The sequence below is a fragment of the Streptomyces sp. MMG1533 genome (genome assembly GCF_001279775.1).
Classification (GTDB): Bacteria; Actinomycetota; Actinomycetes; order Streptomycetales; family Streptomycetaceae; genus Streptomyces.
On record NZ_LGDG01000227.1, the window covers coordinates 33,083 to 45,676 of the forward strand.

At 72.4% G+C, this 12,594-nt stretch carries 7 protein-coding genes; 5 read left to right on the forward strand and 2 right to left on the reverse strand.

The features are described 5' to 3' along the window. Positions 1–283: 283 nt before the first annotated feature. From ADK57_RS27530 to ADK57_RS27540, 3 genes are all read left to right on the forward strand, one after another. Complete coding sequence (locus ADK57_RS27530) at positions 284–3,199, forward strand: AAA family ATPase (protein WP_234390436.1); 2,916 nt, start codon at positions 284–286, stop codon at positions 3,197–3,199. 175 nt (positions 3,200–3,374) lie between these two features. Then, positions 3,375–3,596 carry a hypothetical protein gene (locus ADK57_RS27535; RefSeq protein WP_053752283.1) on the forward strand — a complete coding sequence of 74 codons (222 nt, stop codon included), beginning with the start codon at positions 3,375–3,377 and terminating at the stop codon, positions 3,594–3,596. 993 nt (positions 3,597–4,589) lie between these two features. Beyond that, entirely contained in the window at positions 4,590–7,229 is a 2,640-nt protein-coding gene (locus ADK57_RS27540; protein WP_053752284.1) for a beta-propeller fold lactonase family protein, read from the forward strand. Between the two features lie 52 nt (positions 7,230–7,281). Here the strand turns inward: ADK57_RS27540 and ADK57_RS50085 are convergent, their stop codons facing one another. Together ADK57_RS50085 and ADK57_RS27545 are read right to left on the reverse strand one after the other, a co-directional pair. Beyond that, on the reverse strand, positions 7,282–7,431 hold the full coding sequence (locus ADK57_RS50085) for a YncE family protein (RefSeq protein ID WP_159050156.1): 150 nt from the start codon (positions 7,429–7,431) through the stop codon (positions 7,282–7,284). 161 nt (positions 7,432–7,592) lie between these two features. Further along, positions 7,593–10,214 carry a beta-propeller fold lactonase family protein gene (locus tag ADK57_RS27545; RefSeq protein ID WP_053752285.1) on the reverse strand — a complete coding sequence of 874 codons (2,622 nt, stop codon included), beginning with the start codon at positions 10,212–10,214 and terminating at the stop codon, positions 7,593–7,595. Between the two features lie 187 nt (positions 10,215–10,401). On the opposite strand from ADK57_RS27545, the gene ADK57_RS27550 reads away from it, so the two are divergent. Further along, positions 10,402–11,355 carry a hypothetical protein gene (locus ADK57_RS27550; protein WP_053752286.1) on the forward strand — a complete coding sequence of 318 codons (954 nt, stop codon included), beginning with the start codon at positions 10,402–10,404 and terminating at the stop codon, positions 11,353–11,355. An 18-nt stretch (positions 11,356–11,373) separates the two neighbouring features. Beyond that, entirely contained in the window at positions 11,374–12,588 is a 1,215-nt protein-coding gene (locus ADK57_RS27555; protein ID WP_159050157.1) for a hypothetical protein, read from the forward strand. Positions 12,589–12,594 lie beyond the last annotated feature (6 nt).

Consider the following 12,594-nt stretch of genomic DNA (forward strand, 5'->3'; position numbering starts at 1 on the left):
GCGTCGGTCGTGCGGAGCACCGTACGGCAGGTGCCGCTTGCGTCCTGCCGCCGTCGGGACCTCGGTGGTTGCCCCGGCCGCGCGGCTCCCCCTCCGGGGTGCCGCCCCCTCCCCTGCGCCACGTAAGGCCGCGCGACCGCCTCGAGGCCTCACGGCCCGGCCTGACGGCCCGTGCCCGGACCGCCGGCGAAACTCCCCGACCGCCCACGCCGATCCCCCTCCCGGGGGCACCCTGGTGACATGAAGTGCGGCCGCGGGGGAGCGGCTGGCATACGGGGGCGTCATGAACGAAACAACGATGACCGGCGTGCCGGCGGGCGGAGCGGTACGCGCCCCGGTCCGCGTACCGGGCGACTCTGTTGTGAACGGACCGGTGCTCGCCGCGGCCCACGGACCGTGCTGCGTGGTTCCCACCGCACCCGACGAGGCGACGTCCGTCCCTGACCCCGTCGCCCTCGTCGGCCGGCACGCCGAACGAGACCTGGTCGACGGCCTGGTGGACGGCGTGCCCCACCGGGGCGGCGCTCTGCTGCTGAGCGGTGAGCCGGGGATCGGCAAGAGCATGATGCTGCGCCACGCGGCCGCCCGCTGCCAGGGCGCCCAGGTGCTGTGGGCCTGCGGAGTGGAGTCGGAAGCCGTGCTGCCGTACGCGGTGCTGGCCGATGTGCTGCTTCCCCTCCGCCACCACTTCGGCGAGCTGCCGTCGGCCCAACGGAGAGCCGTGGAGGGCTGTCTGGCGCTCACGGATGTGGCCGAGCCGAACCCGTACGCGGTGTGCGCGGGCGCGCTCGGCGTGCTGGCCGCGGCCGGGGAGGCGTGGCCGCTGCTGGTCCTCGTCGACGACCTGCACTGGGCCGATCCCTCGTCGCGACAGATCCTGCAGTTCGTGGCCCGGCGGCTGGCCACGGAGCGCGTGGCCCTGGTCATGGCCACGCGCAGTGGGCAGGACGAGGACGGGATCCGGGAGAGCGTGCCGCACACCGTGCTGGGGCCGCTGACGGACGACGAGTGCTGGACACTGTTGCGGCGCCAGGCGCTCGACCGGACGGACCCGGCGGCAGACCGGATCGTACGGCTGGCGCACGGCAACCCCTTGGTCCTGGTGGAGTACGCGGCGGCGCTCGCCCGGACCCGTGCGGGCGGTGCCGAGCCGTGGGACGACTCGTGGGAGGAGCCCGGGCCGCTGGTGGAGCGCGCCTGGCGCGGACAGTTGCGCATGCTGCCGCCGCGCAGTCGCGAGGCACTGGTGTACGTCGCCGCCGGCCGGACCCCGCAATGGCCCCTGCTGCAAAAGGCGTTGGCGGTCGACGGGCTCACCACCGCCGATCTGGACGCGGCCGAGGCGGCCGGGCTGGTGCGGATGCGGAACGGCGCGTGCGAGCTGCGGCATCCCGTGCTGCGGCCGGTGGTCCTGGGACAGTGCGCCACGGTGCGACGCCTGGAGGTCTACCGCCGGTTGGCGGCCCTGAGCACGGGCGAACTGCAGACCTGGTACCTGGCCGCCGCCGCCTCCGGTCCGGACGAGTCGGTCGCCGCCCGCCTGGTGTCCGACGCCCGGCAGGCGCGGCAGCGCGGCGCGTTGGCGACTGCCGCGCCCGCCTGGCACCGTGCCGCGGAGCTGTCGCCGGACCCCGCAGACGCGGCCCGCCGACTGTTCGAAGCTGCGCACGACGCCTTCTACGGCGGTACGACGCGCGACGCCGCCGAGTGGTGCGAACAGGCTCTGTCGCACAGCCCGGATCCGTTGCTCACCGCGGACATCGAGTTGCTGCGCGGCCAGGCCTGCACCTGGCTCGGGGATCCGGGCCGCGCGCACCAGCTGCTGGTCGGCGCAGCCCGGACGGTGGAGTCGGTGGACCGCTCACGTGCCTCTCAGCTGTACGGGGCCGCGGTGGTGCCCGCGACGATGGACGGGCAGATGCGCGCCGCGTGCGACATCGCCGCCCGCTGCGACGAGCTGGCGGACGGCACGCGCGGCGGCCGGCGTCGGCATGCCGCCGTCATGCGCGCCCGGGCGCAGGCTCTGGGCGGCGACGTGAGCGAAGGCCGTACGGCCCTGCTCGCGCTGCTGGAGGAGACGCGCGACCGACCCGGCCCCGAGGAACGTCAGGCGACGATGGAGATCGCCCAGGGCCTGTCCTGGACCGGCGACGGGGATCTCGCCCGCCGCGTACTGGACACGGTGATCGAGGGGATACGACGCGACAACCGCCCGGCTCTCCTTCCGTACGCGCTGCTGGCGCGGTGCGAGGTGGAGACGTGGTCGCGCTGGCCGATGGCCCGCGCGGACGCCGCCGAGGCACTGCGCTGGGCGAAGGAGTTCGGGCACCTGGCGATGACGGGGTACGCCCTGGTCCAGCTCGCGCGGCTGGACGCCCTGCGCGGCGACTTCACGGGCTGTCAGGAGCGCGTGGCACAGTACGAGCGCTGGTGCGGCAGCCGGATGCGCGGCCTGGCGCTGTTCGCACGCGGTGCACTCGGTACGTCCGCACTCGCCGCCGGTGATCCGGAAGCGGCTGGTGGGCACCTGGAGGCGGCGTTCGCCATGGCGGACCAGATGGGGCTGGTCAATCCCTCCCTCATGCCGTGGGTGGCCGACCTCGCCGAGGCCTGTCTGCGCACGGGGGCGAGGGAGAGGGCCGTCGCCGTCGCGGACTGGCTGCGGGAGCGCGCCACGACGACCGGTCTGGCATGGCCGGCGGCCGCGCACGCCCGCTGCCGGGTGATGCTCGCGCGGTCCGCCGAGGAGGCCGCCGACTGGCTGGCCGTCGCGGAACGCGTCCATGCAGACACGGAGATGGCCTTCGAGTGGGCTCGGACGAGGCTCGTCGCAGGAGAGGTGCTGCGCCGGTTCCGGCGGCCGTCCGCGGCACGGGAGCCGCTGCTGCTCGCACAGCGGACGTTCACCGCGCTGGGCGCCGTTCCGTGGGCGGTCCGGGCCGAGGCCGAGGTCGCGGCGACCGGGCACCGCACCGCCGTCCACGGGAACGAACCGCCGCCGGTGGCCCTGCTCACGCCGCAGGAGCTCCAGGTGGCGCGTGCCATAGGCGAGGGACTCAGCAACGTGGAGGCCGCCGCATCGCTGTTCCTGTCCCGCAAGACGATCGAGGCGCATCTCACCCGCGTCTACCGCAAGCTGGGCGTACGGTCACGCTCGGACCTGGCCCGCTGCCTGGCCCATGCCGGGGTCACGGGGTGACCGGGCCGGGCCGCGGTCAACTGTGGGTAAGGACCACACCGGCTCTGGGCCACCTGCTTTTCGGCGGACCGGTGATGATCTCGACGGCGGCCTTCCTGCCGTCCGACTTCACCATCGCGGTGCATGCTGGAACTCGCGCCACCGGCGGCCATCCGGCAGGCGCATACTGGTGGCAATGAGAAAGCCACCTGTGCCCAAGCGTCATCTGCCGACCAGCCCGTTCATGGCCCCGGCCGCGCCCCCTTCCAAGGAGTTCGCCGTAGGAAGCCGAGTCACACACGATGTGTACGGCCTCGGCCGGGTGACCGCCGTCGAGGAGGGGATCGCGGTTGTTGTCGATTTCGGTTCGCTGGAAGCGCGGATCATGAGTCCGTACACCAAGTTGTCCAACCTCTGAGACCTTGCTGCGCCTGCACCTGCACCAGCACCAGTCCTGGAACAGGCTCGTCCGCCGCACCCCGGTCCACTTGGCATGCCCGCAATGAAAGTGAGACATCTCATCGACACGACCCCGCTGTTCTCCGACCCGGAGCCGACCCGCCTCCACACCACTGCGGTATCGCCGCCTCCGAAAAGGAATCCCTTCCAGGCTCCTGACGTGGAGGAGGAAACCCCTCAAGCCCCCACCACCGCGACCGGGTGACATCGACCTTCCAGCGCCCCGGGCGCCGGAAGGTCGGGGCTGCGAATCAGGAGCCCGCAAGAAAGGCCAAACGCACCTTTCACCCAATATTGTCTTGGTTCGTTCCGCCGAACACTCCGTTGGATGGTGCAGACGCAGCCGTACCGCGTCGGCTGCGCCGCCACTTCCTTGCGAGGGAGTTCGGCTGTCATCGGGCGGCTGCCGTCGAGCAGCCTGTCCAGCCATGCCTTCGCCTGCGAGGGACAGCACGGCCAGGACGTAGGCATGCAGTTCCACGTCCGACCCCAGCCGGGTCGGCAACTCGTGGACCTCTGCGGTGAGTGGGCACGTATCGTCGAGATCGGGGGCCGGGCGTGCGCCGCCAATTCGCATAGAGCATCACGAGGTTGGCGCCGCCTCGGCGCGAGTAGGCGCGAGGCTGACGACCTCCGGCGCGCCCATCGCCCCGGCGGCATCGTCCTGAACTCATGACTCCTGTGTCAGCACCTCGGGCCGATCCTCATCGGCCCGCAACCACCGGTAGAAGTCGACCACTTCGGCAGCACGCCCTCCACGACCCCCGGATCTCCCACCGCACGCGTCACGCAGTCCCGGAAATCAATGCGCAGTGGGCTCGGATCGAGCCACTGCTCCCGGACCGGACGAAGCGGGGTGGGAGCCGTGCCCCAGGCGCCGGCCTCCTGTGCCCGAGGCACCCCTGTGACCGCTGGGATTGCGGGGGCGCAAGTACGGTTTCATCCTGAAGACGTGGCCATAACCGCCCCTCCCACAGCCCTCGGCCAGAGCCCGTCCTGCCTGGCCCTGGCCCCCGACGAGCGACACCTCTACGTCGGCGGATCGGAAGGTCTGGTCTCCGTCCTCGACACGAGAAGCCACCAGGTGGCGAGCACCTTCACCGCTCTTTCGACTCTCGACCTGGCCGCCTTTCACGGCGACGGCCGCCTGTATCTCGCCGGTGCCGACGATCAGGAGCAGCCCGTACTGGCCGAGGTGGACGTCGACAGCCGGACGGTGACGCGGGCCGTGGCGCTCGACGAGAGGCCCCTGGCGCTCGTCCTCGCCCTCGGCGGGCAGCGCATCTACCTCTCGCTCCTCGACGCGGGAGTGGTGACGGTGGTCGACACCGGTCTCGCGAAGGTGATCCGCACCGTCACCGTGGGCGGCATGCCCGCCGGACTCGCCGTCTCCCCCGACGGGAAGTCCGTGTACGTCTCGGACATGGAGTCGGCGTTCCTCCAGGTGATCGACACCGCGACCGACACGTTGCGCGCCCCCATCCCTCTCGACTTCACCGTCGAGAACGTGGTCGTCACACCGGACGGCAGGAGCATCTTCGCCGCCGGTTCCGGTGAGGGTGTCCTCGTCATCGACACCGTGTCCCGCGAGGTGACGGCCACGCTCCGAACACCGGGAAGCCCCGCCGACCTGACGATGTCCTCCGACGGGGCGCGGATCTACGTCGCGCACGGCGCACGCGCGTCGGTGGGCGTGATCGACACGGCCCGCCGGGCGCTGATCCGCACCCTGGCCGTCGAAGGCTCGCCGTCCAAGCTCGCCGTCCTGCGCAACGGACACCGCGGCTACGCGACCGACCCCGCCGGGTCGGCGGTGGTGCCGTTCCTCACCCGGACCGAGACCGTACCGGTCGGTGCGTCCCCCGAGGGGGTCGCGGTGACGCCGGACGGCGCGTTCGCGTACGTCGCCGAGTCCGAGGGGGACACGGTCTCCGTCATCGACACCAGGGACCGGCGCATCCCCACCAGCCGGGGCGCGGACCAGGTGGCGGTAGCGCCCGACGGACGGGTCGCATTCGTGAGCAACAGCGTGGCCGGCACGCTGTCGCGCGTCGACACGACGACGGACCAGGTGCTCGAAAACCTGTTCTTGCCGGACGCCGAAGTGGGGTACCCGACCGTTTCCCCGGAGGGCCGTCTGTACGTCGTCGGGTCGGAGACCGTCACCGTGATCGACGCCACCACGTTCAAGGTCACGGGCAGCACGGGCCTCAGCGCGTTCGGCATCCGGGCTGCCCTCTCCCCCGACGGCACGCGTCTGTACGTCCTGACCGCCAGTCCGTCGGCGGTCGCGACCCTGAACGCTCATTCCCTCGAGGAGGTGCATCCTCCCGTTCCCGTGGGGGCGGACCCGGTCGGTCTGGCCGTCGCCGCCGACGGCCGTCGCGTGTTCGTAACGGACCCCGGCAACGACACGGTGGCGGTGCTCGACACCTCGACCTTCGAGGTCGAGAGCGTGCTGCCGGTCGAGGGGACCCCCGGCGACGTCGTCGCCCCCGGGGACGGCCGGCTCGTCTATGTCACGCGCCGTGCCTCCGACGCCGTGACCGTCATCGACGCCAACGCGCTGACCACGGTGGGAGAGGCGTTCCGGGTCGGGCCGGTGCCCTTCGGTGCGGCCCTGGACGAGAAGGCGGAACGCCTGTACGTCGTCTGCCACGACTCGGGCGCCCTCGTAGCCCTCGACACCCGGACCGGTGCCGTCGTGGAGAGGTTCCCCGTGGGCGGGGACGCGACGGCGGTCGCCCTGTCCCCGGACGGCCGTTACGCCCATGTGCCCTCCCCGTCCCATCTCACCAATGTCGACGGCGGCCTGTCGGTGCTCGACACGCACACCACGAGAATCCCCCTGGGCACCCGGCCGACGGCGCTGGCCCTCTCCCCGGCGCGCGGGCGGCTCTACGTGGCGGAATCCGGAGCCGGCACGGTCTCGGCCGTCGACATCACCACCCGCACGCTCGTCGGCACCCCTCTCGCGATCGGCGACCGGCCGCGCGCCCTGGCGCTGACACCCGACGAGAGCCGGCTGTACGTCGCCGATGCCGCCTCCGCGACCGTACGCGCCGTCGACACGGCGGGCTTCACCCTCGCCGACGGTCCGCCCGTGCAGGTGAGCGGCACGCCGACCGCGCTGGCCGTGGCGCCCGACGGCACCCGCGTGTATGTGGCCGACTCCTCGGACGGCACCCTGTCGGTGATCGACACCGCCACCTCGACGACGGTCGGTACACCGGCCGCACTGGCCACATCGGCCTCCGACGTGTGCGTGTCACCGGAGGGCGGGCGCCTGTACGTGGCGGACGCGGGAGCCGACGAGATCCTGGTCGTCGACGCGGCCACGGTGTCGGTGAGCGCCCGGATCGCGCTGCACGCCTCTCCCCGGCTGCTGGCTCTCACCCGGGACGGGAGCCGCCTCCTCGTCACCCTTCCCGGGGCGGGTGCCCTGGCGCAGGTCGACACCGCGCGTCTCGCCCTGCTCGGCGATCCGATCCCCGTCGGAAGCGTGCCGCACGGGGTGACCGTGTCTGCCGACGGCCACCGCGCCTTCGTCACCGCCGCGGCCTCCGACACCCTGGCGATGGTGGATCTCTGACCCGGAGATCCACCACGACCCGGAGTTCCACCACGACTCAGAGATCCACCACTCAGAGATCCACGACGGACAGGGTGTCCGACCCGGTGTTGGTCACATGGGCGTGCCGCCCGTCCGGGGCGAGGGTGACACCGTGAGGCGCCTTCCCCGTCGGGATCGGCGCGCCGACGAGCTTGCCGGTGGCGGTGTCCACGACCGCCATGCTTCCGAGTGCGACCGTCCGGGGCCATGCCGATGGCCCACGGCGTCACGCCCAGAGGGATGGGTGCAGTGCTGGGGTTGACCACGTCCTCAGAATGGAACCGGCGTCGGGCACCCGCAATCGGAGCAGCGGCGGTGGCGCACTCCCGTTCACCGCCGGATTCAGAGGTCCACCACCGTCACCGTGCCCGACGCGGAGTTGGTGACATGGGCCGTCCGGCCGTCGGGGGCCACAGCGACGCGGTGCGGGGCCCTGCCGACCGGGACGGGTGTGCCGCGGATCTCGGACATCGCGGTGTCGATCACGGCCAGGGCGCCAAGGGCGGGGAGCGTGGCCAGCAGGGTCCGCCCGTCCGGGCTCAGGGACAGGCCCTGCGGGGCGGCGGGCAAGGTGATGTGGCCGGTCACCGCAGGGCCGGCCGTATCCACGGTGACCACCAGCTCCTGCCCCGCGTCGGCGACGTACAGGAGGCGGCCGTCCGCGGTGACCGCCAGCGCGGAGGGGGCCACACCGACCGGGACGGGGGCGCCGACCGGCTGGTGGAGCCCGGTGTCGATCACCGTGACGGTGCCCGAGCCGGAGTTCGCCACGTACAGTCGCGTGCCGTCGGGCGAGACGGCCAGCCCCACCGGCGCCGGGCCGACCGGGATCGGCCCGCCCGTGACGGCGTTCGTCGCCGTGTCGACCACGACCACGGTGTCGGAGGCCGAGTCGGCCGCGTACAAACGGCTTCCGTCCGGGCCGACGGCCACGGCCCTGGGCCGGCCGCCCACCGGGATCTTCGTCACGGTGGCGGGCGGGCTCATGGCCGTGTCGATCACCGAGACCGTGCCGTCCTCGACGTCGGCGACATAGGCGCGCCGCCCGTCCGGGGCCGACGCCACGTCCACGGGGCGTGCCCCGACGTTCACCCGGGTCACGTTCGTGTCGACCGCGCTGACGAACTCCGCGTCGAATCCGGCCACGTACAGGCGGCCCCCGTCAGGGCTCGGGGCCAGTACCGCGGGGCGCATACCGACGGGCAGGAAGTCCAGCGTCCGGTGGGTGGCCGTGTCGACGACCTGGACGGCCTGCGCCGAGCCGGAGGCTACGTAGAGGCGGCGCCCGTCGGGGCTCACTGCGCACCCCTGGGGCAGCCGGTGGACCGGGATCGGATCCCCGGTCACGGTGTGGGACAGCGCGTCGACCACGGCGACCGTGTGGGTGTCCGTGCAGCTGACGAAGAGGTGCTGCCCGTCGGGGCTCACGCACAGGAACTCTGGACCGCCCGCCACCTCGATGGTGGTCAACGCCAGGATCACGGTGTCCATGACGACGACGTCGGTTCCGGTGTCGCAGACGAAGACCTGCCGGCCGTCCGGCGTCACGACGACACTGCCCGGATGCTCCCCCACCGGAATGGGCTCGCCGACCACGGTGAGGGTCGCGGTGTCGACGGTGATGAGGGATGCCGTCGCCCGGTCGGTGACGTAGACACGCCTGCCGTCCGGGGCTACCGCGACCCCGCTCGGATCCTGCACGGGCAGGGTGCCCGTGACCCGGCCGGTGGCGACCTCGATCGCGGACAGGGCTCCCGGTCCGGCGACGTACAGGTGTCTGCCGTCCCGCGACACCGCCGACCACGTGGCGGCCTGCACCGCGACCGTGGTGGTCACCTCGCCGGTGCGTGTTTCGATGAACGACACGTCGTTCGATCCGGCATTGGCGACATGCAGCAGCGTGCCGTCCGGGGAGACGTCGACCCCGGTGGGGAACCCCCCGGCGGTCAGCCGGGTCTCGCTCGTGCTCGTCACCGCGAGCGCGTCGTCACCCGCGCACACGACGAGCAGGCGGCGCCCGTCGGGCGTGACGGCCAGGCCCTCGGGTTGTTCTCCCACAGGCCGGGAGACCGTGCGCGTGTCGAACGGCACCACGAACGGCGCACGGAAGGCCGCGGCGTAGGCCCGGTGACCGTCCGGGGTCAGCGCCATCTCGGCGGGCGGCCCGCCCACCGGGACCGTCCGGACCACCGACAGCGCTTCGGGGTCGATCACCGAGATCGTGTCGTCCTCCGAGTTGGAGACGTAGAGCCGCCTGCCGTCCCGGGACATCAGGCACTCCTTGGGGAACCCGCCGACGGAGACGGTCGCGAGGACGGTGCCTGAGGCGGGATCGACCACGCAGACGGCGTCGTCCTGTCCCTGCACCACGAACAGCCTGCCGCCGTCGGGGGTGACCGCCAGCGCCCGGGGAAACTGCCCGACCTCGATCGGCGGCATCGACACCGGGGTGTCGGTCGCCGCGTCGATCAGCCGCAGGGTCGCACCGGTCAGGTCGGTCACGTACACCCGCCGTGCGTCCGGGGCGACGGCCACGGCGAAGGGGTCGCCGCCCAGCGTGATGGTGCGGATCACCTGGCCGCTACCGGTGTCGACCACCGCGATGCCGCCGGTGGCTTCGAGCGTGATGTAGATCCGGCCGCCGTCCGGTGTCACGGCCAGGCGCAGCGGCACGGCGTCGAGGGCGATCGTCCGGGTGATCGAGTCGGTACTCGTGTCGATCACGAAGAGCTGGTTCTCCGCGTCGCTGACGACGTAGGCCCGGTCGCCGCGCGGGGCCATGGCGATGCCTCTGGCACGGGGGCAGTTGATCTCCGTGAGTACCGAGTGACCGGTGGTGTCGATCACGAAGACCGCACCGGCGCCGTCGGAGCTGGGTACGTACAGGCGTCGTCCGTCCGGTGTGATGGCCACACCGGACGGGCGCAGCTCCAAGGGGATCGGGGCGGTGCTCGCATTGGCCATCCCCCCACCATCGGACGTGCGAGGAGTCCGCTCGGCGCCGGACACCTCGGGCTCGACCGGGCGGCCGTCAGCAATCCCCAGGTCGTGTGAACCTGCCGGTGCCCGGGCGTCAACCGCACGGGGCGCTGGTACCTCCTCCTCGCTGCGGCTGGCGCAGCGCGCCGCGCTGCCGCCGAAGGGAGGGCTCATGCGATTCCGGGACCGCATCCTGCTGCGTCTGCTGGACGCCGGCGAACGCGCCGCCCTCCTGACGGCGCCGGTGGGCGAGCGGATCCTGCACACGGCGTTCACCGCGGAGGAGGCCGAGGTCGGACCGGTGACCGCGGTCCGGGCCCGGCAGGTCGGCCTGATGCCCACCTCCCAGATCGTCCAGCCCTTCGAGGCCCAGTTGTACGGCGCGCAGTCGGCGCAGCAGTGGCGGTTCACCGCTCAACTGCCTCTCAGCGGTCCCGTGGTGGGAGCCGACGCCCGGCTCGACCTCACACTGCTGGCGAGCCGGTCCGGCGTGCGGACCTCGATCACCGAGGCCGCGGTCGAGAACCTCGCCGGCATCGCGGAGCGGGAGGACGTGGACGCGCGGATCCTGGCCGAGGACGGTTCGCTCCCGGCACCGGGCGAAGCCCTGGAGACGCGACGGCTGACCGCGCTCGTCGACATGCTCGAGGAGAGGTTCGAGACCACCGCGGAGGCGCCGCTGGGGAACCTGCTGCGCAGCCGCGGACCGCTCACCTTCGAGCAGTTGCGGGCCGAGCTCAGCCCACCGCACACCCCGCTTCGGCTGGGCCTGAGGCTGACGGAGGAGCCCACGCCGTCCACCGCGGTCACCTTCCCCCTCCAGTGCCTCGCCTTCGCCGTCGACGAGCCCTTCGCCGATCTCGCCGCGCGGCTCACCGAGATCCAGATCGGCATGGCGCGCACCGCGCCCCTCGCCGACCTCCCCCAGCCGCCGGCGGGCGTCGCCGTACGGACGCCGCTGCCCGCGCTGATGTTCTTCCCGCAGACGGCCCTGGACGAGCCGGACCTCCCGGGGACCGTCCCGGGCCCCGGCCCGGCCGACGACGCCGGCCTGCGCACCGCCCGCCTCGACGAACTCGCCGCCCGGCTCCGGCACATCGGCATCGTGCCGGTGGCGGTGCCCTGACCGCCTGGAGTGATCGACTTGACCGTGACAGCAGCCGAGTTCCCGTTCATCAGCGTCACCATCGACACGCGTGGCATGCAGCCGCTCGCCCGCCGCTCCACCGGAAACATCGTCGTCGTCGGTTCGACGGGCGGGGCCGGAGACGCCGACGCCAACGTTCCGGTCCAGATCGGCAGCGAGGCCGAGGCACGCAAGCACTTCGCCGAAGTCGACCCGAGGACGGGTGCGGTCACCAGGTCGGGGCCGCTGTACCGCTCCCTGTGCGCCGCGCTGCGGCAGGATCCGGCGCCTTCGCGCGTCTATGCCGTGCCCACGGGCTCGACCGAGCCCGGTCCGGGCGAGGAGCCCGGCGGAGCGGTGCCGGACTACGACGCCGCGCTCACCGCCACGGCCTCCCTGCCCGTGCAGTTGGTGTGTCTGGCCGAGGAGACCAGGCCGGAACACCTCCGGTTGCTCAGGGACCATGTGGAGAACGTCAGCAAGGCCGGCAGCGCCCGGATGGGCGTGGCGATGGTCGACCCCGACCTCGCCGTGGACGACGCCAACCGGACGTTCACCGCGGCGGCCAAGGCGGCGTACGACGGCGTCAAGAGCGCGAGCAGCCGGATGATCCTGGTCGCCGCGCGCGTGGCCCCGGACGAGGACGACGGGCCGCTGCCCGACGTGGCCGCCGCGGTCACCGGCACCATCGCCGGGTACCCGCCGCACGCGAGCGTGCTGATGAAGCAGGTCCGCGGCTTCCGGATCCCGCTGTCCCGGCAGTTCAGCGGCACCGAGATCAAAGAACTGGCCGAAGCCCTGATCATCCCGGTGATCGACCCGGAACTCGTCCCCGGCGAAGGGCTGTTCCTCGGTTCCGGGCGCTGCTTCACGGACGACTCCTCGAAGCTGTACGTCGACATCATCCGCGTCCTGGACCACATCGAGTTCCTGCTCAAGGCGGGGCTGATCGGGACCATCGGTGAGACCCGCATCGACCGGCTGGGCATGCAGGGCATGCGCTCCCGCATCGACGGCATCCTCAGCCCGCTCCTGACGTCCGGCGTCATCGCCGCCTACTCCATCGACATCCCGCTGCTGCCGATCCTGGAGGCCGAGGAGGCCGCCCGCACACCCGGGCAGGGCAGCACCCTCAGCGAGGCGCGGCAGGACCGCCGGGTCGAGGTGCTGCTCTCCGTCACCTACGCGGGCGCCGTGCACTTCCTCAACATCAATCTCGCGCTCAAGGCCTGAGCCCAC